Raw genomic sequence first — 26,972 nt, forward strand, 5'->3', positions numbered from 1 at the left:
AAGCTCCCTTATATACTCCACTTAACGCTCCATCCCCGGTACATTTTCAACAGAAAGCTTTTGGAGACCGCCCGCAGGATGCCGCTCAAACGTTTCAGTTATCCACTCTGGATCGCCTTTCTGGTTGTTATGGCGGCCCTGCATGCCTGGCATCTGCGCGCCGATTTTCCTAATTTTTCCCCGTGGGAAGACTGGTCCAAGTATACGGACGAGGGTTGGTACGGGAACGCCGCCATTCGCGCTCATCTCTTTGGCAACTGGTACATTCCAGGCGACTTCAACCCAGCTGCAGCCTTGCCCGTCTGGCCATTTCTGCTGTGGATTATCTTTTTCGCCACTGGCGTCACCATCCAGGCTGCCCGCGGACTCGCGGTCGCCATCTTCTTCGTCAACCTCTTCCTCTCCTACAAGCTCTTCCGTGATCGCGGACCCCGCTGGGCTGGCCTGCTTGCGGTCACTTTCCTCGTCACCAGTCCGTTCCTCTACTGCTTCAGCCGCCTTGCCCTGCTGGAACCACTGCTGCTGTGCCTGACTCTGAGCGCGATGAATTTGTCGGTTCGCCTGTCGCGATTCCGTCATCCGGAAGCCATCGGAGCGCTCATCGGCCTGCTTTTCACAGCGATGATGCTCACCAAGACCACCGCTCTCTTTCTGCTGCCAGCCCTGGCGTGGACCATTGCCCAGCCCTTCTGGCGTGAGAAGGAAAGAATGTTTCGCCTGCTGGCTGCGGCCGGTGGCTCGGCTGCCATCAGCTTCTGCATCTGGATGTACCTGGTGGTCAGCAATGGCCTCTTTGCCGACTACAAATATCTCTTCTTCATTAACAGCTATAAAAGGCCGCACGACTTCTACGGGCACGTCATGAGCGCATGGTGGGCCTTCCACGGCGCGCTCTGGGCCGATATCATCCTGATTCCGCTCTCGGGCGCTCTGGTCGTCATCGCGATTACGCACACGATTGCGCATCGTCGTGAGCCCCGCCAGATACGCTCGGAGCGCTGGACTGCGGGTTTCTGGTCCGACCCGCTCTGCACCGGCTCTGTACTCGCCGCCTTCGGCTACATCGGCTTCATGGCCTACCAGAACCATCCGCAGCCGCGTTATTTCGTGGTGGTCGCTTTCTTCTGTTTCATTATCGTGGCGCGGGTCATCGCTCAGCTCTCGTACGCGCATCGTTCGCTCAATCCGTTGTCTGCGCGCAATCTTGGATTGGCCGCACTCACGGTTGCTCTGGCGACCGCCGCATTCAACACACTCTGGACTATCCGCTACGCGATTCATCCTCAGTACACCTGGATAGCCGCGGCGCAGAACCTGACCAATTACATCGACGAGCACCCCAATGGCAACCGCATCCTGCTGTCGATCAGCGGCGATGAAATCACGCTGATAACTCATCTTCCATCACTTTGCGACGACTTCAGCACCATCGATCTGCCTGCCAAGATCGCCCGCTATCAGCCAGGCTGGTACGCCACGTGGGACGATCTCGATCCTGACACACTCGAAGATCTGCATGTCCACGATTCGCTCGAACAGGCCGGCAGCTTCCCCGCCTTCGACGACCCCGATCGCAACATGCTTTACCTGCTCAAGATGCATCCGCTGCCCAATGGAGGGGCGCGCGACCCTGATAAGCAGAATCTCAAAGTCCAGCTGCCGGACGACAAATTCACGATCGATGTGGATTAGTGCGGAGCAATAAAAAAGGCGGCCGCAGCCGCCTCTTCGCTGTGATCGAGATTTCTTATTTTCCCAGATAACTCCGGTACTGCAGCTCAAGTACGCCTGTGCTGCGCGCCAGCCCAAGCTTGGCTACGTTGTACTGATACAAGCTCTGCACCAGATTGCTCTGCGCGCTTTGCAGCGTCGCCTGCGCCTGCACCAGTGGCAGCGTATCGTCGACGCCCGACCGGAAGCGATCTGTCTCATCCGAGAGCGACTGCTTCGCCAGATCGACGTTTGACTGTGCTACCGCAACCAGCTCGTGCGCCGCGTTCACGTCCAGAACCGAGGAGCGCACCTGCTGATCAATTCGCCCGCGCAACTCGTCGAGTTGTTGATTCACCTGGTCAAGCTGTGCCCGTGCGGCAGTACTGTCGCCGCGCAGCGAAGCTTCGCGGAAGATCGGGAAAGACAGCGTACCCATTGCCAGCAGAGTTCCGTGGGCACCGGCTCCGGTAACATCCGTCACACCATAGTTGCCGTTGAATTTCAGCGTCGGCAGCCGTTCCTGCTTCGTCGCGCCCAGTTCCATCCGGGCTTCTTTCTGTTCGTACTGAGTGTTCTGGTAATCCTGGCGGTTTGTATACGCTTCGGTCTTCAGATCATCGATTGATCGCGTGGCCAGATCGCAGTAAGGATTCGGATCGGTCAGTTCGATCTTCTGTCCCGGCGTGATACCGATCTCGCGCTTCAGCAGAATCTCGGCCTTTTCAAGCCGGTTCTGCGCGGCAATGACTGTCTGCTCCTGCTGCTGATACTGCACACGCGCTCGCAACTCATCCAGATTCGCCGCCACACCGGCGACATGCTTGTCATGCGCCTGATCGGCCAGCACCTTATCGGCATCGAGCAGCGCCTTGGCATTCGCCACGTCGGCCTGATCGGCAATGATCGCCAGATAGGCCGTCGCTACGCGCTGCACCACCTCGCCGCGGGCCGACATCTTCGCGTAATAAGCGGACTTTTCCGCCGCCCGCACCGCGCGATAGCCATCGATTACCGGTCCGGAAAACAGCGTTTGCGTGTAGTTGATCTGCCCCTGCGTCACGTCGGCTTTGGTAATGGTCGAAAACGTGGTTGTACCCGACGCGGGAATCAACGAGCTGAACTTTTTCACCACACCCGAACTGAAACCCAAGGCCACCAGGTTGTACTCGTTGTATCCGGTGTTGCCTGTCACAGTGATCGTTGGCAAAAAGTATTGCAGTGCCTCGTTTTCCTCGCCGTGCAGGTTCTTTTCACTCATCTCGGCTTCGCGCAGCCCGAGATTGGTTCCGAGTCCCCGCTGCACCGCATCGTCCAGCGACAACTTCAACACCTCATCCGTAGCAGGCTTGAGCGTAACACTGCCGTAATAGGGGCTCGACAGAGAGCTGGGGTTCGGATTTGGATTAGACGGCAGGTTGGCGTTCTGCGCCATGGCAGCTACAGAGGCAAGCAACCCGACGCCGGATAGTCCCGCGGCGCAGATTCCTGCCACAAACACCGCCTTCCGGCGCAATGTCAGACCTGTCTCGTGCATAAACATCATTGTCTCAGATGAAAAATCCGCCGCCAGGATTCTCGGATTCATCGATTTCCGAGCGATTTCTCATAAACCGCTAAGGCCTCAGCCCGTTCAAGCACCCTGCCCAATCCCGTCACTTAGCGTCCGTTCTTCTTATACTTCTTGGGATGCGCCTCGCCATACTTCTCGCAATTTCTGTCCTTCCCGTCGCCGCACAAACTGCCGTGCAGCAACAGATTCGGGCTGCCGCTCTCGCCGCCCACGGTAAGGTGTCGGTCGCCTGCTCGCTCCCGCAATCGCAGCTCAACTGCGACCTCGACCCACATGCTCATCCGCCGATGCAATCCGTCTTCAAGCTGCCGCTGGCAATCGTTGCCTTGCACCAGGTCGAGCAGGGCAAGTTCTCTCTCGATATGCCTGTCCGCTTTCGTCCAGAAGACCGTATCCCGCACGCCTACAGCCCGTTACAGGACAAGTATCCCGACGCCAACACCGATGTGCCTCTGCGCGAGCTCCTTCGCCTGTCCGTCTCTCTGAGCGACAACGTGGCCGCCGATATCGTCCTGCGAAAAATCGGCGGCGCTGAGGCAGCCAACGCCTACATTGCGTCTCTCGGCGTTCGCGGATTTCACCTGCGCGATGGTGAGGCCGCTTTGCATCGCGACAAACCGTTGCAATATCGCAACTGGTTTGAGCCCGCAGGCGCCGTGGCTCTGCTGCGCCGTATCGCCGATACATCTCCGCTCACCCCGGAACACACGGCGCTGCTCATCGACTGGATGAAAACTTCGCGGTTGTCCACACGCCTCAGCGGCGATCTCCCCGCCGGTACGCCTGTGGCTCACAAATCGGGAACCTCCGATGTCGATAACGGCCTTGCGGCCGCGACCAATGACATCGGTCTCATCACCCTGCCAGACGGGCGGCAACTCGCCATTGCCGTCTTCGTCACCGACTCGACCGCCGACGAGCGGATTCGCGACGAGGCGATCGCAACGATCGTCCGGGTTGCCTACGACGCCGCAGTCGCACAAAGAGAAAACGCCGAAGGCTACGTTTAGCGCAATTTTGAACGCACTTTTCGTTCGGACTCGCCGTTTCCTGGTGGTCTTGCGGTTGAAAACGTATCGCAAGCAACAGTAGTCCGCCATCGCGCTTCCTATCCATCGTGCTTCGTATCGGGCGTACAACTTGTCTGCATGTCGCGCGATCGAGGCGCAACAACAATGAGAGGACCTAATGTCACATCCATCGACGACCCTGCAAAATCAGGAATACGCGCTGCAAAACATCATCAAAGCACTCATTGACGGACAGCAGGGATTTCAATCCATTGGCGAATCCATGCAAGATGAAGCCCTTAAAACTTTTTTCCTTGCCGAATCGCTCGAACAAGCCAGATTCCGTGGAGAGCTTGAAGCCGATCTCCATATTGAAGGCGTCCGCGATATCGAGACTCACGGCACAGCCAACGGCACACTGCTCCGCATCTGGGGTGAGCTCAAGAACAAGCTTGGGGGCGGAGACAAAGCGCTGCTCACGACTGCAGAAGAAGCAACCCGCGACACGCTGCAAACCTACAATGAAGCGCTCGGCTATGAGCTACCCCTGCCCGTACGCCAGATCCTCGTAAACCAGGGCACACATCTCGAAGCCGTTCACGACCAGATCGAAGCGGCGCTGCTCGCCCGCGGTTAACTCAATAAAAATGCCCATGCCAGGAACACCTGACATGGGCATCTTTGTTTCACTTGGCGATCTATTCTTCTTCCGTCTCCACAGGCTTCTTCGCCGTAGCCAGAATTTTCTCGGCTACAGCCTGCGGCACCACATCGTAATGCTTCAGCTCCATGTGGAAGCTGCCGCGTCCCTGCGTCAGAGAGGTCAGTATCGTGCCGTAGCTCAACATCTCGGCCATCGGCACCTCCGCCTCAATCACTGTCGACTTGCCGCGCGGATTCATACCCTGCACACGTCCGCGCCGTCCGTTCATGTCGCCCATGAGCGCTCCGGCAAACTCCTCTGGAGCCTCGACTTCGACCTTCATGATTGGCTCGAGCAGGCATGGCCGCGCCTGTTCCATCGCCTTGCGAAAAGCCAATCGCCCCGCCACCTTGAACGACAGCTCGTTCGAGTCGACCTCGTGATAGCTACCGTCATACACCGTCGCCTTGAAGTCCACCATTGGGTAGCCTGCGAGATATCCGCGTAGCGCTGTCTCGATGATGCCTTTCTCGACCGCCGGCACATACTGCCTCGGAATCGACCCGCCAAATATTTCACTGGCAAACTCGAATCCCGCGCCGCGCGGCAAGGGCTCAAAGCGCACCTTGCAGTCGCCAAACTGCCCGTGACCGCCTGACTGCTTCTTGTGTCTCCCTTGCGCATCGGCCTTGCCGCGAATGGTCTCGCGATAAGGCACTTTGGGAGCTTTCAGTGTCACCTGCGTGTTGTAACGCCGCTTCAGCTTCGAGACAATCGCCTCAATGTGCTGTTGGCCAGAACCTGCCACGAGAAATTCATGCGTCTCGGCATCACGGAAGAAACGCACGAGCTGATCTTCTTCCATGATTTTGTGCAGTGCGCCGGCCAGTTTGTCTTCATCGGCGCGCGTCTTCGGTTCGATTGCGTAGGTCATCGAAGGCTCGGGCATCTCATAGAGCTCCACGCGAATCTCGCTGCCCTTCTGCCCCAGCGTGTCGCCGGTGAAGGTGTCGCGCAGCTTCGCGACGGCGCCCAGATCGCCTGCATGCAGCTCCGGTACCTCAACTGCCTTGCGTCCTTGCATCACGCTCAGATGGCTTAGCTTCTCCTGCCCTTTGCGCGCGTAGTTCTCAAGACACATATCCGTCTTCACCACGCCGCTTACCACTTTGAAGAAACTGATGCGCCCAGCAAATGGGTCACTCATTGTCTTGTACACAAAGATCGCTACCGGCTCATGGTCATCGACTGATCGCAGCATAATGCCGCTGTCGCTTTTGTCCATGCCGCGACCGTTGCCGAGACCTGTGCCGTAACCCGAAGGCTCTCCTTCAGTATGCCCGTTCGAAGCAGTAGCGACACTATTGCCGCCATTGCCGGCGGCTACCGCCTCCATCACTCCATTCGCAGCGCTCATCACCGCCATTGCTGTGCGTTCAGCGGCTGCCGGTGCATATACTTTGATGAAGTCCAGCAGATGATCCGTCGCAATATTCGTCTCGCCGCTTGCGAACAGCACCGGGAAAATTCGATCCTCACGAATCGCCTCATGCAGAGCTGTAATCAGATGCTGCTCTGGGATCGTGCCCTCGGCAAAGAACTCCTCCATGAGCTCGTCTTTGCCCTCGGCCACCAGCTCCACCAGCGCCTCATGCGCTGCCTTGGCCTGCGGCATCATATGTGCCGGAATCTCCGCGATTCTTCCCGAGCCGCTTCCATTCGGCTCATAGAAAAATGCCTGCATCGTCACCAGATCCACAACGCCCTGAAATCCCTCAGGCCCGGTGATCGGCAACTGCACCGGCACGCATGTTCGTCCCCAGCGGTCGTGCAGATCTTCCATCAACGCCGCGAGCCCACCACTGCCACCGGCACGTGGAGAATCCATCTGATTCAGCACCACGAAGCGCGGCAGATTCGCCTCTTCGGCAAATCTCCAGACCCGCTCCGTTACTGCTTCCACGCCGTTCTGCGCATTTACCAGCACCATCGCAGCCTCTGCCGGCAGCATTGCCGCACGCGACTCATGGGAAAACATATGAAAGCCTGGCGTGTCGATCAGATTTACCTTTACGCCCTGCCACTCGGCGAACGCCACTGCATTTTGCATCGTAGTGCCGCGGGCAATCTCTTCCTCGTCGTACGCAGTCACTGCCGATCCATCGGCCACACGGCCCTGTGTATTCGTCATTTTTGCGGCATGCAGCAGCGCGGCAATCATCGTGGTCTTGCCACTGCGCGCATGCCCCACTACAGCTACGTTGCGGATCTCACTTCCCTGGTACGTTTTCATGCAATCTCTCCTTGGGGGAAAAGAAATAAAGACAGCCGCTTCAGCAGCGATGACCGTTCATGCGCTTAAATTCGACGCAATGTTCGTCATCCTATACGAAACGAAGGATCTGCTTTTTTTCAGCGCCGGAAGTTCAATGACCCGCCCGCCCACAGCCGAGGAAATCCGTACTGAAGATTCCCCGGCGTGGGCACACCATGTCTCGCCTGCGAGACCTTGATTCGTAGAACTGTGCGTGGAAAGAGACCGTCCCGAGCCACAGGGACTTCGTTGCGGCGTCCAAAGGGGCGTCTGACCGGCCACCGAAGCCATTGTCTCCAGCGACCCATTCTCCGCTACTTCTGCCGACCATCGTCATGCCGACGTCTCCGGCAGGCGCATTTACCGGCCAGTAATACAGCGGCCACAAATGCGTCGTCACTTAAGAACGGAAAGGCTATCACAGCCGCGCACGACCCTCAATGTGATCTGGAACACCTTGAGTCGCATTGCCGCGTACATAATCCGCATCCATCGCGGACTTTGCTTCATCAAAATATTTGTTGCAACAACTATTTTCAAGGTGCGCCATGCTCGAAACTACCAAGCCAGACTCCACCAACCGTCAGCCCGTCATCTTCCTCCCCCACGGCGGAGGCCCGTGTTTTTTCATGCGCTGGACCTGGGGTCCGGCTGACACATGGGATAAGACCCGCGCCTTCCTTGAAAGCATCGCTGCCTCGCTGCCCGAAAAGCCCAAAGCGCTGCTGGTTATCAGCGGCCACTGGGAAGAATCCGTCCCTACCGTCAGCACCGCCGCCCATCCTGAGCTGATCTTTGATTACTCCGGCTTTCCGCCGGAAACCTACCAGATCACCTGGTCCGCTCCCGGTTCACCCGCCCTGGCCGCGCGCGTTCAGTCCCTGCTGCAGCAGGCCAATCTGCCCGTCGCGGCAAGCCCAGATCGCGGCTATGACCACGGCGTCTTCGTTCCGCTCAAAGTAGTCTTCCCAGCCGCAGACATTCCGGTCGTTACGCTTTCGCTGGCCAGTTCTCTCGATCCTGCATTTCACATCGCCGTGGGCCGCGCGCTTGCTCCGCTGCGCGATGAAGGCGTCCTTATCATTGCCAGCGGTATGAGCTTTCACAACCTGCACGCTTACTTCGGTGCGGATACACTCGCGCGCTCCGAAGAGTTTGACCAGTGGCTAACGGGCGCTGTCCAAGCCCATCCTGCCGAAAGCCACGCGCTTCTCACGAAGTGGTCCAGCGCACCGAGCGGCCGCTTTGCCCATCCCCGCGAGGAACACCTGATTCCGCTCATCGTCGCTGCCGGAGCAGGTCAGCCGGACCATGGCAAACAGGTCTTCCACGACACGCCTATGCTGGCCGCCATCTCTGCTTACCGCTGGGGATGATCTGCGTTACGATGGCGCATTCACATTAGCTCGCCCGGATATGCCATCCTGTCCTCAGCCGTGAAATACCTTTTTCTCCTCACCATTCTTGTTCTCGTCGGTGTCACGCTCTATGCCGACTACCTCTGGAAACGCTGGCTTCGCAGCCGTCAGGCGGAACACGACCGGGACCGCCGCGCTTAGCATCATAGCGATCGCCTTCCCCCGCCTGCACCGTTACAATCGCAGCGAGGCCCAGTCCAAACGCTATGTCCTTTTCTTTTCAGCTTCACTTCCGTGCATTCCTCTTCGGCACGTTTGCCGCATTTTTTGCCGTTACGCCTAATGTGAATGCGCAGACGCCGCAGTCTCCAACTCCAGCAGCGCTGAGGCCGCCAGCCGGTTCGCGCGTCGCTATTGTCGAGTTTGCTGATCTTGAGTGCCCCTTCTGCGGCAGCATGAACTCAACCGTCACCGCCGCTGCCGAGAAGTATCACATTCCCCTGGTACGCCACGACTTCCCGCTCTCGATGCACCCCTGGGCATTCCAGGCAGCGGTCGACGCACGCTGGTTCGATTCGCAATCCAAAAAGCTCGGCGAGGAGTACCGCAACGCCGTCTTCTCCAACCAGTCCTCCATCTACAACCTCGGCGTGCTGCACAACTTTACTGAAGATTTCGCATCCGCTCACAAGCTCCAGCTTCCCAGCCCCATCGATCCGCAGAACAAATTCGCGGACGAAGTGAAAGCCGATCAGGCCCTCGGTCTCAAGCTGGGCGTCCACCTGACGCCTACCATCTGGATCGTCGCCAGCCCCACCAAAGGGGCGCCCTATACCGAAGTCAAAGATCCGCAACGCGATCTCTACACCACTATCGACCAGGCCCTGGCTGACTCCAAAGCCGCCAAATAGGGCTTCGCCAAGGGGGCTCCGTTCGGATCGCCGCCATCAGCCGATTCCCGGCGCGTCACGCCGGTGTTCTCGCTACAATAAAACTCAAAGGACGCCGTCCAACGCATATGGCCCGAATTCGTCTCATTCCTCTTTCGATTGCCGCCCTTGCCCTGATCAGCCTTTCTTCAGGCCTTTCTGCCCACGCCCAGTTCGCCGGCTCGCAGGGCACACAGGTCCATGATGCTACCGCTCTCAAGCCCCCCGCCGGAGCGCGCGTTGCCATCGTTGAGTTTGAAGACATGGAGTGTCCGGATTGCGCCCGTGCTAATCCGCTGCTCAGGGAAGCTGCCGAGCAGTACAAGATTCCGTGGGTTCGTCACGACTTTCCGCTCAGCTTCCATCCCTGGAGCTTCCAGGCCGCCGTCAATGCGCGCTGGTTCGACCTGAAATCGAAGAAGATCGGCGACGACTACCGCGACGCAGTTTTCGCCAGCCAATCCTCTCTGACTTCGTTGAATGATCTCCGCAGCTTCTCCGAAAAGTTTGCCAAGGATCACGGTATCGCTCTGCCATTCGCTGTCGATCCCACGGGCAAACTGACCGCTGAAGTCAAAGCAGACTACGCTCTTGGTCAGCGTGTCGGAATTGAGCACACGCCTACCATCTGGGTCGTTACCAACCACACCAACGGCGCACCGCCGTTTGTCGAAGTGGTTGATCGTACCAAGCTCTATCAGCTTATCGATGCTGCTTTGGCCGAGACACGCGCGAGCAAGTAAACGAGCTACTGAAACGAGAAATGGCGTGTCTTAGGACACGCCATTTCTCGTTTTCGATTCAAATCGTAGCGTCCGCTCATTCGGGCGTGCGCACCATCCTTTTATTTATGCCAGACGTGAGATTTTCAAGTAATTTTGAAAATTAATTTCGCGGTTAATTTGCTTACCGGTTGCCTCCAGTAACTGGACTTGCTTTTGGTGCTCGGCCCATGTGGCAGATATGCTTCCGTTTTTCAACATATGAAGAACAACACCCGAATCGTATTTTTTGCGTGCACCAAAGTTCTTCGTCAATAAAATCGTATCATCTTGAAAAAGTGTGTGATATTTAACTCCAAACTGGAGCGCGTGGGCATATGTAGTTCTGTCACTCGAATTGAGAATTGAGTATCCAAACACCAATTTTGATCCATCTTCTATGCTTGCCACCTCTCGATTCAACACCATTATCGTAAAAAGAAAAGCTGGGTAAATCAGAAGAAGCCGATACAGTGGAAAAGCCTCGCCATGGGAAAATAACGGGCTAAATTCCAAATCTCGCAATTGGTTTAATTGAGAACGATATCGATGTTGGATTCTACGTTCAAATCCGGGGGAAACAATTTGTATACACTCAACGGTTCCAACAAGATATTTGCCAAATAAAGACAATATCCAAAACAAAACGAGGATTGCAATTTGGACCTCCCCAGACACGTGGGCAATCTGCAGTAGAGCGTTAAAAGCTCCTAATAATAAAACTGTCAAAACAAGAAATCTCACAATGCCCACGTAATTCTCCTCGTAAATTGGAGCAATTGAAGAACAACGCCGAAACTCAATTGAGGGAGTGTTCTCGAAGACTAACACAACCCGGCAGCCAATCGGAAAGCACTGATCGACTGGCTACACGCCTGCAGTTATCCTGCTTTGAATGTGCTCTGACGAATGGGAATTGTTTTCTTTGCGCACTCTCTCAGTTCATCTCCGCTTATCTGGACAGAGGCAACCGCCTCGATCCTTTTGCGTGGAGAATCACAATGATCTTCTATGGCTGGGGCAAGCGCGTACATCCACTACTTAACATCGGCACCTATCACTGCTCGCAGTGCGGCGACCGCCCATTCCACATCATCGTCAACTACTCCTACTTCCATCTCTACTGGATCTTCGGGTTCATCACCGGCCGCCGCTACATCGCCGCCTGCACTAACTGCAGCCGTGGAGCACTGCTTGAGAAAAGACAGGTTGCTCCACTCTTCGCACCCAAGCCAATCGCAGATCCTATCCCGTTCATGGAGCGCTGGGGCTTCGCCGTCCTCGCTTCGGCAGCTATTGTTTTCTTTATGGCCGCCGCGCATCGCTAATGAGCTTTCGCAGCTTCCAGGCGATCAGAGCTGAGTCATACTAACCAAATCGCGCGACTCAGTTTTCGCTCCGAATAAATCCATTGTGTGCTGAAGACTTTCGTCCTAACATCGCAGCATCATGGTCACCGCGGGCCCCGAGTCCAACTTCCTCCTCGATACCAGCCGCCAACGCCGTTCTCTCTGGACAGCCATCTTTGCCGGCCTCTTCGCGGCGCTGTCCGCGGCAATGCTCCTCTGCCGCTCGCCGCAGACAAGCATCTCTCAGATGACCGTGGTCCTGCTCGCAGGTGCGTATCTGACCGCCACGGCCCTCTTTGGCACCACTGGCAGCTATCTCTACTGGGTTCGCTCCTACGCCCGCTCTGCATCCAGCATTGCATCGGGGCTTCCGGCGCTGCTGCAAAGCACCGTCCGCGGCTGGTACTGGATTCCCGCCATCGTTCTGCTCTTCCGCAAAGACTCCGCATTCGCCCCTGCCGTCGCTGCTGCCGGGGCCGCCATCCTTGCGTTCTCACTTCGTCGCGAGGGCCCTGCTGCACTCACTCCCGAGTTACCTGCGGCGTCAGAGCAGCTCGACCATACCCTCTTCGCCCAGTCCCTGCGGACCGCGCGCGCCGAATGGTCGGGCTATGCTGTCGCCATCTGCGTCTACGCCGCTGTTCTCGTCCTAACCCGCGGATGGCTCTTTCTTGCCTGCACATTCCTCGCGCTCGCCGCCTTTGTCTTCGCGTGGAACCGCACACCTGCCTCCAACGCGGCCCAGTACAGCCTCAAGCTGCGTTCCATCAATCTTGGCCAGGCCCGCTCCGCCATCCCTGCCCTTATCGTGACCGCGCTCGCCATGCTCGCCGGCGCCGGTCACGATCTCCATCTCTGGGGCATGGGTCTTGGCCACGGCGGAGCCACAGATCTACCGAAGCTTCACCATCCACCCGTACCGGCTGGCCTTTCCGGCCACGTCAGCATCATCCTGCTCACCGCACCGCAAAAGCAGCAGTTCTTCGCTCCGCACCCCACGCAACCACTGCTGCAGGGTACACATCTCAACAAGCCCCTCGTCATCCAGTTCGACGGTGAATACTGGTATTTTCAGCCGCCCGACTCCGGCCCCGGACCCGGCGCATATATTGCCCGCGAGAGCCCGCTCGTGGCTAACGTTCACTCCGTGCTGCACATCCCGCTGCTTATGCAGGCTCATCAGCGCCTTGACTCGCCGCTGCCGCTCACCTGCTGCCATGCAATTGAAATCGATCTCGAAAACCGCGACCAAAGCCCCGGCGCACTCGACCTGAGCATGTCGGTTTCGAACTCTGCCAATCCCGGCAAACCGGTTCTGCTTGGGCTTCAGCATCTTCAATCGAGCGAGGGCAATCTCTGGCAGACGCACGCCACTCCAGCGCACGAAACCCTGCGGTTTTCCATCCCCGTGCACGCCGACATCAACCAGTTCAACCAGATCGATATGCTCATCATTCCCGGCCTCACACGCATGCAATCCGGAGCAAAAATCGCTATCCAGACCATTCGATTGCTTCCATGAATCAGGCAAAATACGGTCGTCTGCACGAGTCATCCGTGCAATCCTGAGCTACTATCATGTGAGAGAATTTTGAATCGGCCGGTTCTCCTGCCAGACTCCGGCTCGATTCCGACTCATTCCAATGCGATTTGGTACTCACAAGCACACGCTCGCCGCACGCCTGCCTCAATGGCTGGCCATACGCGCAGCTGTGTGCCTGTTCCTGCTTGTCAGCGTCAGCTTCGCAGGCGTCGCACATAACCATACTCTCGGCCTCTCAAGCGCCAGCGGTCCGACGACCGTCGTAGCGGCGCACCACGGCCCGCATTCGAATCTCCCTGGCAGCGAAGAGACCTGTCTCCTCTGCGTCACGATGCACTCGGTGCTGATCGGCACCGTTGTCATCGCCATCGCGACAGCGCTGCTTGCCATCCTGGCAGCTACTCTTTTCCAGCAGCGGCCGATCGCGCAGCTCTGGCATTTCTGCCTTTTCAGCCGTCCTCCGCCCTGCCTCCTCTAAAGCGAATTCCGAGTTTCCGTTCCGCTGAGCTGTTCAGACGCGCCGTTCATTCCGCGTCTGAATATGCTTCGCCGACTCACGCAAACTCCGGACTCGCTCCATATCTCTCCATCGGATATTCCAGAACACCGAATCGCTCGCGCTCCGCAGGAGTTCGCGCATTCGTCCATCCGTCTCGTCCGCAGCTCATCGCGGACGAAGAGATCAGGAGTCTTTATGAAGGCGGCCAATCGTCGCAGTCGTTTCCTATTCGCATATTGCCTGCGAAATGCATTCATCCTCGCTCTTATTGCAACCGTTCTCCCTGTGGCACTTCTTGCGCAGAGCACCTCGGGCGTTCTCACGGGCACCGTCAAAGACCCAACGGGCGCAGCCATCGTGGGCGCTACCGTTACTCTGCAAAACCAGGTCAGCGGTTACTCCCACACGGTGAAGACTGGCTTTGACGGCACCTTCCGTTTCCCCAACGTGCCTTTCAATCCTTACCAACTCGTCGTCACCAATTCCGGCTTCCAGGCGCAGAGCAAGACCCTCGACGTTGAAACATCTGTTCCGCAAACCATTTCTGTCACTTTGCAGATTGGCGCCAGCACTACCGTCAGCGTTGACGCAGGTCCGGAGCTGGTCGAGAGCGATCCAACTTTCCACGCCGATATCGACCGCTCCGTAATCGACCGCCTGCCGGTCGAGAGCCCGTCGAGTGCTTTGAGTTCGATCGTCACGCTGGCCTCGCCCGGCGTCGCTGCCGACTCCAACGGGCTCATGCACGGCCTTGGCGACCACGCAGAAAACTCTTTCAGCATCGACGGCGAGCCGATCACCGATCAGCAAAGCAAGGTCTTCTCCAATCAGGTGCCCGCTGCCGCTGTGCAGTCGCTTGAGGTCATCGATGGCGCACCACCGGCCGAGTTTGGCGACAAGACTTCGCTCGTCGTCAAAGTCACGACTCGCTCGGGCCAGGGCATCACCACCCCCACCGGCAACGTGCGCTTCTCTTATGGATCCTTCGGCTCAAGCGATGTTGCCTTCGACACCGCATACGGCGGAACGAACTGGGGCAACTTCATCGCCGCTGACGCTCTCGAGAGCGGACGCTTTCTGGACGCTCCCGAGTTCTCTGTCTTCCATGACAAGGGCAACGAAGAAAATTTCTTCGACCGCGTTGACTACAACTTCTCCAACCACGACTCTGTGCACCTTAACGCGCAATACACGCGATCCTGGTTCCAGACACCCAACGATTTCGAAAACGTCGGCGTCCTCGATCCCTCGGGCAACAACATCGGTGACACAGACCAGCGCTCCAAGATCGGGACCATTAACGTTGCTCCTACCTGGACGCATATCCTTAATCCCAACTCCGTCGCCAATCTCGGGTTCTACTTCCGCCGCGACGCCTACAACTACTACCCCAGTAACAATCCATTCGCCGACTACGCTCTGGATCAGCAGCAGGAGACCGTCACACAGGACCGCACCCTGACCAACACGGGCGCCCATGGCGACATCTCCTATGTTCGCGGCATCCATAGCGCCAAGTTCGGAGCCACCTACGAGCAAACGTTCCTGCGCGAAAACGACTACGTCGGCATCATCGATCCCTCTGTTAACCCGCAGTGCCTCGACGCCAACGGCAACCCTGCAAGCTGCACTACAGCGGCAGCCACTCCCAACCCCAACTACAACCCCATCCTCGCTCCGTATGACCTGACGCAGGGCGGATCGGACTATGGATGGCACGGCCGCACTGATGTGAAAGAGCTTGCCCTCTACGGTGAAGACCAGATCACCGCAGGCGACTGGCAGTTTAATCTCGGCCTTCGCGGTGACTTCTACAACGGGCTCACCGTCCAGCGTCAGGCTGAACCTCGCGCAGGCATCTCTTACAACGCGCACAAAACCCACACGGTACTGCGCATCTCCTACGCTCGCACCCAGGAGACGCCCTTCAACGAAAACCTGGTGCTCTCCTCTACCGGCTGCGCCGATCCGGTCGTCTTCAGCATCTTCGCCACCCTTCCCGCAGGCAGTTGCGCGCAGGAAGCAGTCACGCCGTTCAACCCCGGCTTCCGCAATGAATTCCACGCGGGCTTCGGCCAGTCGATCGGACGCCACTTCGCTTTCAATGGCGAATACCTATGGAAATACACTCACAACGCCTACGACTTCAGCGTCTTTGGCACCACCCCTATCACTTTCCCGATCGAGTGGCATAACTCCAAGATTCCCGGTGTTGCCATGAGCGCCACCTTCACCGATTGGAAAGGCCTTTCGGTCCGCTTCAATGCCTCATCTGTAGCGGCCCGCTTCTTCAATCCGCAGATTGGAGGCGTGGGGGCCACTCCCGGCATCGCAGGAAGCAACTTCCCCTTCCGTATCGATCACGACGAGCACTTCAACGAAACCACGCACTTCGAATATGCAATGCCATTCCGCAAGAGCCTCTATTACGCCTTCAACTGGCGCTATGACTCAGGCCTCGTCGCCGGAGCAGTGCCCTGCTACGGCATCACCGATCCCAACAGTGGCTGCGGTGCTACTTCCATCACCATTAATGGGCAGCCGGGCGTCAATCTCTCTGGTCTGAGCCCTGACCAGCAGTTCCAGGCCGGTATTACCTGCGACGGAGTTCGTGCCACGCGTACCGCTGGCCTCACGCAGTGCCTGGCTTCGCAATACACATCTAATCTGGTCAAGATCCCCGCGGCAGGCACCGAGGATGATGACCTTAACCCGCCCCGTATCCAGCCGCGCAATGTTTTCGACATGAGCCTCGGGGATGACCGGATCCTGCAGTTCGGTGAAAACGACCGCTATCGTCTCGGTCTGCGCCTGACCGCCATCAACATCGCGAACAAATACGCGCTTTACAACTTCCTCTCTACCTTCTCAGGCACACACTACCTGACCCCAAGAGCCATGACCGCTGAAGTGGCCTTCCACTTCTAACGGAAGTCAACCGCAACCGGGGCGCCCTATTTCTTTCGGAGCATGTTGCGAATGAATGGGGCGCCACCAGAGCACGCACCACCACCGAAGGCAAGACTCCACGGAGAACCCCATGAAGCCCACCATGCGCGTCATCCGTCAGGCTCTTCAAAAACAAACCGTCTGGTATGGCAAGCTCCGCAAAGATTCGTTCGCGGTTCACTTCACTCGCGACGAACTGATCAGCCTCTTGCCCTGGATTGTCGCCATCCTCATTGCCATGGCGGTTGGCACCTGGCTTGGCCTGACCTTCCCCGGCGATATCATTTCTGACTGAAAACGGAACCCGAGCTTCTCAGAGGCACCCGAGCATCGACTAAGTCACAATCTGGGCGCAAGTACTAAGCTTGCGCTTGTTCCAGAGCCTTTTTCATGCCGGCCCAGCTTATGCGGGTGGAGGCTTCGGGGGTGCCTGCGCCGCGCCAGTGGGTTTCGAGGCTGACGGCCTGGTGATAGCCGATAGCTTTGAGCGCTTTGAACTGGGCGACCCAGTCAGGCAGTCCACCGCCTACGGGAGCCCACTCGAAGCCGGATTTGGTGCCGGGTTTAGAGACGGCGCATTTGACGTGGCAATGGCCGATGCGGTCTTTGGGCAGAGCATCCCATCCGCCGGGGAAGGCGTCGAGCTCGCCGCGGGCTACAGCGTTTCCGGGGTCCCAGTTGAGCCTGAGGTGCGGCGACTGCACGGCGGCGAGGGTGCGGGCGGCTTCGCGGCCGGTGGCGGTGTTGCACTCGTATTCGTTTTCGAGGACGAGAAGGATGTTGTGCTTACCTGCTGTGCCTGCGGCTTCGATGAGCTTCTCGTCGATGGATTTGCGATAGGGAGCCTGATTGTCGAGACGCCAGAAGTCGAAGCAGCGGACGCGGTCGGTCTTGAATTTCTTGGCCAGCTCGATGCTCTTTTCGAGCACTTCCTGCTGCTGCTTGAAGGTGAAGTCAGCTTTGAAGGTGTCGGACTTCTCTTTCTTTTGCGGGCTGTAGCTGGAGACCGGCGCGCCGGGCCAATCAACTTTAAAGAGTGGGCTACCGATGTCGGTAACGCGCAGCTTGTACTTGTCGAGGACGGCGTTGGCTTTGGCGATATCGGCGTCATCGAGGTCCATGATGTTTTTGCCCCACATGCCGCGCAGCTCGACCCAGCTTAGGCCGAAGTCATTGGCGATGACGGAGCAGGCATGGTCGAAATCCCGCGATATTTCGTCGCTGATGACGGCTACGCGAAAGGGCGACGCGAAGGTAGCGGCGCGCAGAGCGGGAGCGAGTGTAAAGGCAGCAGCGGTACCAGTTGCGGCTTTGAGGAAAGTACGGCGAGAAGTAGGTGACATCGATGAATCCTCACAGGGAAAGACGGTTGAGGCGTGCGGATAGTCGCGAATGGAATGGCGTATTGAAAGCCGTGAAGTTGCGGTTTAGTGAATTTAGTTCGAAGACTGGACAAAATCAGCGAAGCAAGTTTAGTATCCCGGCCATGAGGAATGCAACGGTGACGGATGCAGTGAAGATGGACGCGATGAATTTGCAGGCAACTAGCCGCAGAGGATTTTTGCGAACGGGAGCGATGGCAGCCGCAGCGGCATGTGCGCTTGGTTCCGATGGCTTAAGCCTGAAGGCTGGCGCGATGAGTGGCATGGCGAAGAGTGAGGGCAAGCCGAAAATCAGGCTTGGCGTGTGCAGTTACTCGTTTCACGAGCTGGACCGCGCACATGTGATTGAGGGTATGAAGCAGCTCAATGTGAAGTGGCTGAACGCGAAGGATGCGAAGGATCATTTGCCGATGTCGCCACCGTCTGCCACGCTGGAAGCAGTTGCCGCATATAAGGCTGCGGGCATTGAGCTGACATCAGCGGGGGTTATCTATTTCCAGAAGAAGGACAGTGCCGATATTCGCGCGAAGTTTGACTATGCACAGCGAGCTGGTGTTTCGCTGATCATCGGCGCGCCGACGCGCGAGGTGCTGCCGGATGTGGAGAGCTTTGTGAAGGAGTACGACATGCGGCTGGCGATTCACAACCACGGGCCGGAGGATAAGGAATGGCCTTCACCTCTGGATGTGTTGAAGGCCGTGGAACACATGGATAAGCGCATCGGGTTGTGCATCGATGTGGGACATACGGAGCGGGCGGGAACTGATCCGATTGAGGCAATTCACAAGGCGGGGCCGCGATTGTTTGATTTGCACATGAAGGATCTGGCCGACCTGAAGGTGAAGGAGAGCCAGGTGGCGGTGGGTGATGGAAAGATACCGATACGCGGCATCTTTGAGGCGCTGCACGCGATTGGGTACAACGGCTATGCGGATCTGGAGTACGAAATTCATGCGGATGATCCGCTGCCGGGGATGATCAAGAGCTTTGCTTATATGCGGGGTGTGCTGAATGGGATGGGGTATGAGGATTAGTTAGCAGTGGACAGTGCGCAGTGGATAGTGATTTGTGGTTTGTATATTAGATTATTCACACGCCTAAGTCGGATATAAAGGAACAAGCTGGAAAGGGGGGCTTCGTTGAAGCTCCCTTTTCTACTTTGGCGAAGTCTTTGGGCTACAGCGGGATGGATTGATGTGTATTCGGATACGTTATAGAACGCCGATGGCAAAGTAAGGCGCCTAACTACGCTGAATTGTGACGGCAGTAACGCCTGTGATTGCTATCCCGTGGAAAATTGCGCTTCACTTTATTGTGCTGGAGCATCGGAGAGAGGTGAGATTAGCTGTATGTAGCTGAATACGTACAACGCAAGCCTGAGTGAAGCGTGACGACTGAGGTGCAATTGTGTACAGGCGGCTATTGGTTTGACGCGAAAGAATGTTGATATTCCAGCGGCTTCAATGCGATACGAAATCATGAGGGCCGCAGAACGAGGATATAGAAATGAAGATTTCCCCCCGAGCACAAATCTCTCTGTTTGTAGCAGCAGCCGTGATCGCACTGGGAGCGGCTGGCTGCAAGTCGAAACAACAGCAGGCAATTGATCAGGCGCAGGCACAGGCCGCGAAGACGGGCCAGCCGCAGACGATTACAACGACGGACAGCAATGGTAATACGGTAACGACGACAGTGCAGCCGCCTGCGCCGGGACAGAAGGAAGGCGCGGTAACAACGACGGTCACTCCGAAACCTGCTGCGGGTACGGCTGCGAGCAGCGCCGCTACGAGCAGCGGCGCAACGGGTAGCGATGCGAGCGCATCGGGCGGCCAGACGGCAGGTTCCGCTACACCACAGCCTGCTCCTGCACCTGCTCCGCCTCCAACGATTGAGGTTGCCGCCGGAACGCCGCTGACTATCCGCATCAATGAGCGGCTCAGTGCAAGAAGGAGCCATGCGGGCGAGCGGTTTACGGGTGAGGTGGTGGACCCGGTGATGGATAGCGCGGGCAATGCGGTGATTCCGAAGGGTGCGCCGGTGACGGGCAAGGTGGTGTTTGCGAAGGCTGCCGGACATTTCAAGGGTGCGGCTCATCTGGATTTGCGGCTGACATCGTTGACGCTGAACGGCAAAGAATATCCGCTGGATACGAAGAGCGTGCAGCGTTCGAAGAAGGGCAAGGGCAAGCGCACGGGCGCTTTCATCGGAGGCGGAACCGGCCTTGGGTTGCTGCTGGGCGGCGTTGCCGGTGGCGGCAGTGGGGCTCTGATTGGCGGACTGGCTGGCGCGGGCGCGGGAACAGCGGGCGCGGGCCTGACGGGTAACCGTGATCTGGTGATCCCTTCGGAGTCGATTGTGCGGTTTAAGCTGGCGGATGATCTGGAGATCCAGACGGCGGGATAGATCACGCGAAATACTCGAAGGAACCGAGGGCGCTTGCATGGAATTGCAGGCGCCTTTTGGCTTTTGCAACGAAGTCAGTAAATACGCATTGTTTTAGAGAAGCTGGTCTATAGTGCTTGCATGCAAAGCGACAGATTTACCAAGTTTCTTCTGGCGGTGATTGCCTTATCGCTTGTGGCGCTCGTGGGCGAGGGCTGGAGACGACAACCGGTGGTGCTGGCTGCGGATGGGACGGCGGCAAAACAGGTGTGGGAGTACAAGGTGATCGAGCGGTCGTTTCGATGGAAAGACAATTACGTGACCGGCGTGGATAAGTGGTACGAAGACGGCAGGGCGCTGCCTGCTCCGGGAGAGGATGGGTGGGGTGCGCTGCGAACGAAGCTTGCGGAGCTTGGAGCGCAGGGATGGGAGCTGGTTAGTGTGACGCCTTACTCCGATGGCATGCGCATGACGCTGAATACGAATAAAAGCCCGCTGGGACTGACGCTGCCGGTGTCGGAGGCGAGCTCGCTCAGCGGTTTCTCTGCGGGCGGAATGACAACAAACGATCAGTGGGTGTTTAAACGGATCAAGCCTTGATTGCCCGTTCATTGTCATATCGGAATCGTGAGTGGCCATACGCGCTAACTCAGGTAAGAAGCTACTTTTTCTTTAAGCGTGGCTACCAGTTCGTCGTCCATGTATGTGTAGCGATCAGGTATGCCAAGTACAATCACTCTCCGGTCTTTGAGCAGGTGAGGAAATCGCTGTTTCAGCTTGTTCTTGTGCGCTGTTTCCATCGCGAAAATCATGTCCGCCCACTCGACCAAATCGGCTGAGACCACATTTTCGGCATCCGCAGCGGTTCCAGCAGATGCCGTAGCTATCCTGGGATAGCCGGAAAATACAGTTTCAGCGGTAGGGCTACGGAGTCTATTCCGACTGCAAACAAACAAGACATTCACTCATTCAGAATAGTTGAAGACTTGCTCCCTCGAAAAAGCCCTCTACGGTAACTAACTCAGCGTTGAGATGTTAGCTAAGGCTGAACTGCCCCCAGCATATGAATTGTGTGCAGCCATTTGTCTACCAGATGCGGCCATGCGGTGACGGGCCAGTTGGCTTGGGGGCGCAGGCCGTAGCCGTGGCCGCCTTCGGTGTAGATGTGCAGCTCGGCGGGGACTTTTGCCTGTTTTAGCGCGAGGAAATAGGTGGTGACGTTCTCGACGTGGACCGGATCGTTTTCGGCCTGGACGAGGATGGTGGGCGGGTTGTTGGCGTCGGGATGGATGTCGAGTTCGTCAAGCATGCTGTGTTCTGTGTCGGCCAGATAGCCGGGGTAGATGACGACTGCGAAGTTGGGCTTGCAGGAGAGCTGGTCGGCTGCGTCGATGGGGGTGTATAGGCGCTTGTCGTAGTGGGTGCTTAGGGCTACGGAGAGATGACCACCAGCGGAGAAGCCGAGGACGCCGATGCGGTTGGGATCGATGTGCCACTCTGCAGCGTGACTACGGACTAGACCGACGGCGCGCTGGGCATCTTCGAGCGCGGCCTTGGATTTGGGATAGGGGCCGGTGGCGGCGAACTTTTGATCTGTACCGGGGACGCGGTATTTGACGAGAATGCAGCTGACGCCCTCGGCGTTGAGCCACGCGCAGACTTCTGTGCCTTCGAGATCGATGGCGAGGATGCGGTAGCCGCCGCCGGGGAAGACGACGACGGCTGCGCCTGTGTTTTTGCCTTTGGGCGCGTAGAGCGTCATGGTGGGATCGTTAACGTTGCCGAGGCGGATCAGGGGCTTACCGGCGATGAGGTTGTTGTTGCCGGGGCCGGTGGTGTCGACTTCAGAGCCGGAGGTTACGGGGCCATCTGGCGCGGCGCCGGGCCAAAGGCGGACCTCTTTATGGCCGGGGGCGGGCTGCCATGCGGGTTTTTGTGCATATGACGTTATAGCGAAGAACGCAGCGGCTGCTGCGAGAGCTAGGAGTGGTTTACGCGCCAAGTTGCCCCCTGAAGAATGAACGCTGTCATGATTGCAGCCCCGCGTGAGGATGGCAACCGGGGATTCAAGGAAGAGTGTAGAGCGTGGATGTTCGTCGGGAAGCACCGGTTTCGGTGGGGTGCAGACAAAAAGCAACGGTGATTCGTGCTTTCGCACGAATTTGGACCAACATCTCTCCACACAAGACGCGGATAGACATGAGGCACCCGGCGTCAGTAGACGAACTTCTGCGGTAGCATGGCTGGCATGAACCTTAGAGACCGCGCTCGCTGGACAGTGTTTGCTATCGCAGTCTCTTTCAGTTTGTATGTGTCCTTTTGGGGTACGGCCTTTATGGGACTATGCTCCGGACCCTCCGCAATCCAATGCTGGCCGCACACCTTCGCATGGACACTTCTGGCTCCATCTCTGCTACTGGTTAAATTGTCTTTTCGCGCTACTGCAATCGCAGCAGCATTGCTTCTTATCACGCATTTATATGTTGAGCTTCATTTTTATGGGGAGAATATCGCGGCTCTTTGGGACACAGACATGGGACTGGATAAATGCTTCTTCGCAGTAGTGGTTCTTTTAGTCGTTTCAGCATTGTTCCCGAGGGAAATTTCAAACCGACCCACTACCCAATAGAGGATTCATTTACCGGAAGTATGGCCCATGATTTATCTTGGCTTGCAGCCGACTAGAAAGCTCGCAGTACAGCATGAGTGGCGGGCAGCCGCGGCCGGGGACGCATGAATTGGACGATGCGAGGCCGCCTGGGCCTCATGATGTTTATGGAGTACTTCATTTGGGGCGCCTGGTATGTGACGTTTACGACCTGGCTCTCGCAAACGCTGAACTTCTCAGGCACAGAGGCTGGCGTGGCGGCAGGCGCTACGGCGATTGGCGCGATGGTTTCGCCATTCTTTGTCGGGCTGGTGGCGGACAGGTTCTTTGCTACACAACGCTTACTCGCTGTGCTGCATGGATTTGGCGGCATCGTGCTTTTCCTGGCGGCGCGGCAGGTGCAATTCACCGGTCTTTACAGCCTGGTGCTGATTTATTGCCTGTGCTACATGCCGACGATGGCGCTGACGAATTCGCTGGCGTTCCGGCAGATGAGCGATCCGCAGACTGAGTTTGGGCCGATTCGCGTGATGGGCACGGCGGGATGGATTGTGGCCGGGCTGACGATTGGGTCGCTGCGCATTGAGGCGACCGCGGTGCCGATGCAGATTGCGGCCGGATGCTCGGTTCTGATGGGCATTTATTGCCTGACGCTGCCAGATACGCCTCCGCTGAAGACGGCGGATGAACTAACGCTGGCGTCGGTCTTCCCTGTGGATGCGTTCAAGCTGCTGGCAGAGCGATCGATGGCTATCTTTGCGATTGCTTCGTTCCTGATCTGCATTCCGCTGCAGTTTTATTACGCGTTTACGAATCCGTTTCTGAACGAGATCGGCGTGACGAATGCCGCGGGCAAGATGTCGGGCGGGCAAATGTCGGAACTGATCTGCATGCTGCTGATTCCGTGGTTCTTCCGGAGGCTGGGTGTGAAATACATGCTGGTGGCCGGCATGTCGGCTTGGGTGCTGCGGTATCTGTGCTTCGCTTACGGCAATGCGCATGCGGGCATGTGGATGCTGTGGGTGGGCATCGTGCTACATGGCATCTGCTACGACTTCTTCTTTGTGACGGGGCAGATCTATATCGACCGCAAGGCGAAAAAGGAGCTGCGAGCCGCGGCGCAGGGATTGATCACCTTCCTGACGTATGGCGTGGGCATGTTTGTCGGCTCGTGGATTTCGGGGGCGGTGGTACAGCGCTACTCGACGAGCGCGACACAGCATAACTGGCCGGCGATCTGGCTGGTGCCTGCGGCGGGGGCTGGCGCGATTCTGCTGCTGTTCCTGGTGACGTTCTCGGATAGAGCGAAGGGGCGCGTGGTGATCGATCCAGCGCTTGAGCCGCAGACTCCGTAAGAGCAAGTTTGAGGCAGCGTGATGTGCTGCCTTTGTTTTTTGCACGACACAAATATTCGGCCAGGGAGGGCACCTTGATGAACGCGATTTCACGACGTGATTTCTTGTCGCGCACGGCATATGCCGGTGCGGGCGCGGTGGCGTTATCGGCTTTGCCGCGAGCTTCATGGGCGAATCCGCTGGGGCTGCCGATCGGCATTCAGCTTTACGCGGTGAGCAAGCCGCTGCATGACGATCCGGCGGGGACGCTGAAGGAGCTTTACAGCATTGGGTATCGCGAAGTGGAGTCGGCGGGTTCGCAGGCTGGAATGACGACTGAAGCTTTTCGCAAGCTGATTGATGATGCGGGCTTGAAGTGCCCGAGCGCTCATTTGCAGCTCGCCGAGGGCGACCTTGGCAAGCAGTTCGATCAGGCACATGCGTTGGGCGCGCACTATGCGGTGAGCTCGGTGTTGCGATCATTCAGTCCCGAGTTTATGAAAGCGGTGAAGGCTGCCATGGATAGTGGCGGTAAGATTCCGGCTCCGAAGATGGCGCCCATGGGACTGGATGATTTCAAACGCACTGCCGAGCGCATGAATGTAGTGGGCAAGGCGGCGAAGGCGGCGGGGCTACAGTACACCTATCACAACCACAATTTCGAGTTTGTGAAGATGCCGGATGGCGGCCCCGGATATGACGTTCTGCTGAAAGAGACCGATCCGGAGCTAGTGAAGTTTGAGGTGGACTGCGGCTGGATGGTGGTAGCCGGAGGCAATCCGCCAGAGTATTTTGCGAAATATCCGGGACGGTTCCGCATGCTGCATATCAAGGACTTCAAGCCGGTTGCAGCGCCGACGACAGACCTGATGGGCAAGGGGCGCCCACTGGGGACGGATCTCGGGACTGGGTTTATCGACTATGGGCCGATTTTTGCCGCGGCGAAAAGTGTGGGGATCAAGCATATTTTTGTGGAACAGGAAGCTCCTTTTGCTGTGTCGCAGATGGCGTCGGCGAAGGTGGATTACGCGTATCTGCAGAAGTGGAGTTAGGCAGAGGCGAGTGTGATGCTTCGTCAGGGAAAAGCAGATCCCCTTCGGGGATGACAGGCAAGAGAGACAAGAACAAAAGCAAAAACAACAAAGCTTAAGACACAAACAATTTGCGTTATTGAATTATTGGAAGGCAGACACAACAGTAGAAAAAAACAACGGAGGGGTTGCAGAGGAGATGTTTGAAATCAATCGAAGGAAGTTTTTGAAGACTGCCAGTATTGCGGCAGGCTCTATTGCCGGAACCAAATTGCATGCCTTGGCTTCAGCGCCCATGGAAGGCGCACGCACGATCTCAGCCAACGATCACATTCAACTCGCTCTGATCGGCGCAGGTGGCCAGGGACAGGGCGATACAAAGACAGCGCTGGAAGTACCCGGCGTAAAACTGGTAGCTGTTTCCGACTGCTATGAAGGGCGTCTGGAACACAGTAAGGAGCTGTGGGGCGAAGACATCTTCACCACAAAACGTTATGAGGAGATTCTGCAGCGGAAGGATGTGGACGCAGTACTGATTGCAACGCCTGACCACTGGCATAAGCAGATTGCCGTGGACGCAATGAAGGCGGGCAAGGATGTGTATTGCGAGAAGCCGATGATCCATCTGTACTCGGATGGCCCGGAGTTTATCGAAACAGCGAAGTCGACGGGGCAGATCATTCAGATCGGCAGCCAGCGCGTGAGCTCAAAGATATACATCAAGGCGAAGGAACTGCTGGAGTCGGGAGCGATCGGCCAGTTGAACATGATTACGGCGTACTGGGATCGTAACTCATCGATTGGCGCGTGGAACTACACGGTTCCGCTGGATGCTTCGCCGGAGACCTGCGACTGGCCGCGCTTTCTGGGTACGGCGCCGAAGATTCCGTGGAATGCGGAACACTTTTTCCAGTGGCGTAAATGGAAGGCTTATGGCTCGGGCGTTGCGGGCGATCTGTTCGTGCATCTCTTCAGCGGCACGCATTTCATCACCAGCTCGAAGGGACCGACGCGGGCCGTGGCAAGCGGTGCGCTGCGCTACTGGAAAGATGGGCGCGATGTACCGGATGTGATGCTGGGTATCTTCGATTATCCCGAAGGCTTCAACCTGAATCTGCGCGTGAACTTTGTGGACGGAGGCGAGGAAAGTGAAGGCTTCCTGTTTGCCGGTTCGGAAGGCACGATGGAGATCAGTTGGAAGGGTGTGTCGGTGCATCGTTCGCCGCGTGAAAAGGGACCGGGATACACGGTGAATACGTTCACGGAAGCGATGCAGGCGCGGCTGCTTGCGCAGTATGACAAGAAGTATCCGCCGCAGCATACGGGCCAGAGCTACCAGAACGAAGAGATGTATGATGTGCCGCCGGGTTATTCGGATAGCTATGATCACTTCGCGAACTTCTTTGAAGCAGTGCGGACGCGCAAGCCAGTAGTGGAGGATGCGGTTTTTGGCTTCCGTGCGGCGGGTGCGGCGCTGCTCTCGAATCTCAGCTACGAACGCGATGCAGTCGTGCACTGGGATCCGGTGGCGATGAAGATTGTGGAGAAGGGGTAATGCTGCGACCGTCAGATTTCCGCGTTGTCTCAGGTCTCAAAA

24 protein-coding genes are annotated in these 26,972 nt (G+C 57.3%); 18 read left to right on the top strand and 6 right to left on the bottom strand.

Annotated features, from left to right (window positions below):
- Positions 1–78 precede the first annotated feature (78 nt).
- A complete protein-coding gene (locus tag OHL22_RS06870) occupies positions 79–1,692 on the top strand; it encodes an ArnT family glycosyltransferase (RefSeq protein ID WP_263334718.1) in 1,614 nt (537 codons plus the stop codon).
- A gap of 55 nt (positions 1,693–1,747) precedes the next feature.
- Here OHL22_RS06870 and OHL22_RS06875 read toward each other — a convergent pair whose 3' ends face one another.
- Complete coding sequence (locus OHL22_RS06875) at positions 1,748–3,298, bottom strand: TolC family protein (RefSeq protein ID WP_263334720.1); 1,551 nt, start codon at positions 3,296–3,298, stop codon at positions 1,748–1,750.
- 101 nt (positions 3,299–3,399) lie between these two features.
- On the opposite strand from OHL22_RS06875, the gene bla reads away from it, so the two are divergent.
- Together bla and OHL22_RS06885 are read left to right on the top strand one after the other, a co-directional pair.
- Complete coding sequence (gene bla / locus OHL22_RS06880; protein ID WP_263334723.1) at positions 3,400–4,293, top strand: class A beta-lactamase; 894 nt, start codon at positions 3,400–3,402, stop codon at positions 4,291–4,293.
- Between the two features lie 178 nt (positions 4,294–4,471).
- Entirely contained in the window at positions 4,472–4,930 is a 459-nt protein-coding gene (locus OHL22_RS06885; protein WP_263334725.1) for a PA2169 family four-helix-bundle protein, read from the top strand.
- 61 nt (positions 4,931–4,991) lie between these two features.
- On the opposite strand, the gene OHL22_RS06890 is transcribed toward OHL22_RS06885, so the two are convergent.
- Positions 4,992–7,229: an elongation factor G gene (locus tag OHL22_RS06890; protein ID WP_263334728.1), complete on the bottom strand. Its 2,238-nt coding sequence runs from the start codon at positions 7,227–7,229 to the stop codon at positions 4,992–4,994.
- A gap of 569 nt (positions 7,230–7,798) precedes the next feature.
- On the opposite strand from OHL22_RS06890, the gene OHL22_RS06895 reads away from it, so the two are divergent.
- The 4 genes from OHL22_RS06895 to OHL22_RS06910 all read left to right on the top strand — a co-directional run bounded on the left by OHL22_RS06895 (position 7,799) and on the right by OHL22_RS06910 (position 10,280).
- Positions 7,799–8,626 carry a DODA-type extradiol aromatic ring-opening family dioxygenase gene (locus OHL22_RS06895; RefSeq protein ID WP_263334729.1) on the top strand — a complete coding sequence of 276 codons (828 nt, stop codon included), beginning with the start codon at positions 7,799–7,801 and terminating at the stop codon, positions 8,624–8,626.
- A 60-nt stretch (positions 8,627–8,686) separates the two neighbouring features.
- On the top strand, positions 8,687–8,809 hold the full coding sequence (locus OHL22_RS06900) for a hypothetical protein (protein ID WP_263334731.1): 123 nt from the start codon (positions 8,687–8,689) through the stop codon (positions 8,807–8,809).
- A gap of 65 nt (positions 8,810–8,874) precedes the next feature.
- A complete protein-coding gene (locus tag OHL22_RS06905; RefSeq protein ID WP_263334733.1) occupies positions 8,875–9,519 on the top strand; it encodes a DsbA family protein in 645 nt (214 codons plus the stop codon).
- A 107-nt stretch (positions 9,520–9,626) separates the two neighbouring features.
- Positions 9,627–10,280 (top strand): DsbA family protein, encoded by a 654-nt coding sequence (locus OHL22_RS06910; RefSeq protein ID WP_263334735.1) that lies wholly within the window; start codon positions 9,627–9,629, stop codon positions 10,278–10,280.
- 105 nt (positions 10,281–10,385) lie between these two features.
- Here the strand turns inward: OHL22_RS06910 and OHL22_RS06915 are convergent, their stop codons facing one another.
- Positions 10,386–11,051 (bottom strand): hypothetical protein, encoded by a 666-nt coding sequence (locus tag OHL22_RS06915; RefSeq protein ID WP_263334737.1) that lies wholly within the window; start codon positions 11,049–11,051, stop codon positions 10,386–10,388.
- Between the two features lie 248 nt (positions 11,052–11,299).
- Here OHL22_RS06915 and OHL22_RS06920 point away from each other — a divergent pair, with 248 nt between their 5' ends.
- From OHL22_RS06920 to OHL22_RS06940, 5 genes are all read left to right on the top strand, one after another.
- Positions 11,300–11,626, top strand: a complete 327-nt coding sequence (locus OHL22_RS06920) for a hypothetical protein (RefSeq protein ID WP_263334739.1) — start codon at positions 11,300–11,302, stop codon at positions 11,624–11,626.
- Positions 11,627–11,747: 121 nt separating this feature from the next.
- A complete protein-coding gene (locus OHL22_RS06925) occupies positions 11,748–13,169 on the top strand; it encodes a hypothetical protein (RefSeq protein WP_263334741.1) in 1,422 nt (473 codons plus the stop codon).
- Between the two features lie 121 nt (positions 13,170–13,290).
- Positions 13,291–13,668, top strand: a complete 378-nt coding sequence (locus OHL22_RS06930; protein WP_263334743.1) for a hypothetical protein — start codon at positions 13,291–13,293, stop codon at positions 13,666–13,668.
- 216 nt (positions 13,669–13,884) lie between these two features.
- Positions 13,885–16,617 carry a TonB-dependent receptor gene (locus OHL22_RS06935; RefSeq protein ID WP_263334745.1) on the top strand — a complete coding sequence of 911 codons (2,733 nt, stop codon included), beginning with the start codon at positions 13,885–13,887 and terminating at the stop codon, positions 16,615–16,617.
- Positions 16,618–16,729: 112 nt separating this feature from the next.
- The gene (locus OHL22_RS06940) at positions 16,730–16,933 is read left to right on the top strand and encodes a hypothetical protein (RefSeq protein ID WP_263334747.1); all 204 of its coding nucleotides are present in this window, start codon (positions 16,730–16,732) and stop codon (positions 16,931–16,933) included.
- 64 nt (positions 16,934–16,997) lie between these two features.
- Here the strand turns inward: OHL22_RS06940 and OHL22_RS06945 are convergent, their stop codons facing one another.
- Positions 16,998–17,981 carry a sugar phosphate isomerase/epimerase family protein gene (locus OHL22_RS06945; protein WP_263334750.1) on the bottom strand — a complete coding sequence of 328 codons (984 nt, stop codon included), beginning with the start codon at positions 17,979–17,981 and terminating at the stop codon, positions 16,998–17,000.
- A gap of 143 nt (positions 17,982–18,124) precedes the next feature.
- Here OHL22_RS06945 and OHL22_RS06950 point away from each other — a divergent pair, with 143 nt between their 5' ends.
- From OHL22_RS06950 to OHL22_RS06960, 3 genes are all read left to right on the top strand, one after another.
- Complete coding sequence (locus OHL22_RS06950) at positions 18,125–19,054, top strand: sugar phosphate isomerase/epimerase family protein (protein WP_263334752.1); 930 nt, start codon at positions 18,125–18,127, stop codon at positions 19,052–19,054.
- Positions 19,055–19,526: 472 nt separating this feature from the next.
- A complete protein-coding gene (locus OHL22_RS06955; RefSeq protein WP_263334755.1) occupies positions 19,527–20,423 on the top strand; it encodes a hypothetical protein in 897 nt (298 codons plus the stop codon).
- 120 nt (positions 20,424–20,543) lie between these two features.
- Entirely contained in the window at positions 20,544–21,002 is a 459-nt protein-coding gene (locus tag OHL22_RS06960) for a DUF4177 domain-containing protein (protein ID WP_263334756.1), read from the top strand.
- Positions 21,003–21,046: 44 nt separating this feature from the next.
- Here OHL22_RS06960 and OHL22_RS06965 read toward each other — a convergent pair whose 3' ends face one another.
- A complete protein-coding gene (locus tag OHL22_RS06965) occupies positions 21,047–21,202 on the bottom strand; it encodes a hypothetical protein (protein ID WP_263334759.1) in 156 nt (51 codons plus the stop codon).
- Positions 21,203–21,441: 239 nt separating this feature from the next.
- Positions 21,442–22,404 (bottom strand): alpha/beta hydrolase, encoded by a 963-nt coding sequence (locus OHL22_RS06970; protein ID WP_263334761.1) that lies wholly within the window; start codon positions 22,402–22,404, stop codon positions 21,442–21,444.
- Between the two features lie 743 nt (positions 22,405–23,147).
- Here OHL22_RS06970 and OHL22_RS06975 point away from each other — a divergent pair.
- The 3 genes from OHL22_RS06975 (at position 23,148) to OHL22_RS06985 (ending at position 26,930) form a co-directional block, all read left to right on the top strand.
- Entirely contained in the window at positions 23,148–24,365 is a 1,218-nt protein-coding gene (locus tag OHL22_RS06975; protein WP_263334764.1) for a nucleoside permease, read from the top strand.
- 77 nt (positions 24,366–24,442) lie between these two features.
- Positions 24,443–25,396 carry a TIM barrel protein gene (locus tag OHL22_RS06980; protein WP_263334766.1) on the top strand — a complete coding sequence of 318 codons (954 nt, stop codon included), beginning with the start codon at positions 24,443–24,445 and terminating at the stop codon, positions 25,394–25,396.
- A gap of 205 nt (positions 25,397–25,601) precedes the next feature.
- Complete coding sequence (locus OHL22_RS06985) at positions 25,602–26,930, top strand: Gfo/Idh/MocA family protein (RefSeq protein WP_263334769.1); 1,329 nt, start codon at positions 25,602–25,604, stop codon at positions 26,928–26,930.
- Positions 26,931–26,972 lie beyond the last annotated feature (42 nt).

The organism is Acidicapsa dinghuensis, from assembly GCF_025685685.1.
Lineage (GTDB): Bacteria > Acidobacteriota > Terriglobia > Terriglobales > Acidobacteriaceae > Acidicapsa > Acidicapsa dinghuensis.

What these genes read in the sequence shown, in the direction of transcription:
- OHL22_RS06870 (WP_263334718.1), top strand. Translation starts at nt 79, where the DNA reads ATGCCGCTCAAACGTTTCAGTTATCCACTCTGGATCGCCTTTCTGGTT.
- OHL22_RS06875 (WP_263334720.1), bottom strand. Translation starts at nt 3,298, where the DNA reads ATGAATCCGAGAATCCTGGCGGCGGATTTTTCATCTGAGACAATGATG.
- bla (WP_263334723.1), top strand. Translation starts at nt 3,400, where the DNA reads ATGCGCCTCGCCATACTTCTCGCAATTTCTGTCCTTCCCGTCGCCGCA.
- OHL22_RS06885 (WP_263334725.1), top strand. Translation starts at nt 4,472, where the DNA reads ATGTCACATCCATCGACGACCCTGCAAAATCAGGAATACGCGCTGCAA.
- OHL22_RS06890 (WP_263334728.1), bottom strand. Translation starts at nt 7,229, where the DNA reads ATGAAAACGTACCAGGGAAGTGAGATCCGCAACGTAGCTGTAGTGGGG.
- OHL22_RS06895 (WP_263334729.1), top strand. Translation starts at nt 7,799, where the DNA reads ATGCTCGAAACTACCAAGCCAGACTCCACCAACCGTCAGCCCGTCATC.
- OHL22_RS06905 (WP_263334733.1), top strand. Translation starts at nt 8,875, where the DNA reads ATGTCCTTTTCTTTTCAGCTTCACTTCCGTGCATTCCTCTTCGGCACG.
- OHL22_RS06910 (WP_263334735.1), top strand. Translation starts at nt 9,627, where the DNA reads ATGGCCCGAATTCGTCTCATTCCTCTTTCGATTGCCGCCCTTGCCCTG.
- OHL22_RS06920 (WP_263334739.1), top strand. Translation starts at nt 11,300, where the DNA reads ATGATCTTCTATGGCTGGGGCAAGCGCGTACATCCACTACTTAACATC.
- OHL22_RS06925 (WP_263334741.1), top strand. Translation starts at nt 11,748, where the DNA reads ATGGTCACCGCGGGCCCCGAGTCCAACTTCCTCCTCGATACCAGCCGC.
- OHL22_RS06930 (WP_263334743.1), top strand. Translation starts at nt 13,291, where the DNA reads ATGCGATTTGGTACTCACAAGCACACGCTCGCCGCACGCCTGCCTCAA.
- OHL22_RS06935 (WP_263334745.1), top strand. Translation starts at nt 13,885, where the DNA reads ATGAAGGCGGCCAATCGTCGCAGTCGTTTCCTATTCGCATATTGCCTG.
- OHL22_RS06940 (WP_263334747.1), top strand. Translation starts at nt 16,730, where the DNA reads ATGAAGCCCACCATGCGCGTCATCCGTCAGGCTCTTCAAAAACAAACC.
- OHL22_RS06945 (WP_263334750.1), bottom strand. Translation starts at nt 17,981, where the DNA reads ATGTCACCTACTTCTCGCCGTACTTTCCTCAAAGCCGCAACTGGTACC.
- OHL22_RS06950 (WP_263334752.1), top strand. Translation starts at nt 18,125, where the DNA reads ATGAGGAATGCAACGGTGACGGATGCAGTGAAGATGGACGCGATGAAT.
- OHL22_RS06955 (WP_263334755.1), top strand. Translation starts at nt 19,527, where the DNA reads ATGAAGATTTCCCCCCGAGCACAAATCTCTCTGTTTGTAGCAGCAGCC.
- OHL22_RS06960 (WP_263334756.1), top strand. Translation starts at nt 20,544, where the DNA reads ATGCAAAGCGACAGATTTACCAAGTTTCTTCTGGCGGTGATTGCCTTA.
- OHL22_RS06965 (WP_263334759.1), bottom strand. Translation starts at nt 21,202, where the DNA reads ATGGAAACAGCGCACAAGAACAAGCTGAAACAGCGATTTCCTCACCTG.
- OHL22_RS06975 (WP_263334764.1), top strand. Translation starts at nt 23,148, where the DNA reads ATGCGAGGCCGCCTGGGCCTCATGATGTTTATGGAGTACTTCATTTGG.
- OHL22_RS06980 (WP_263334766.1), top strand. Translation starts at nt 24,443, where the DNA reads ATGAACGCGATTTCACGACGTGATTTCTTGTCGCGCACGGCATATGCC.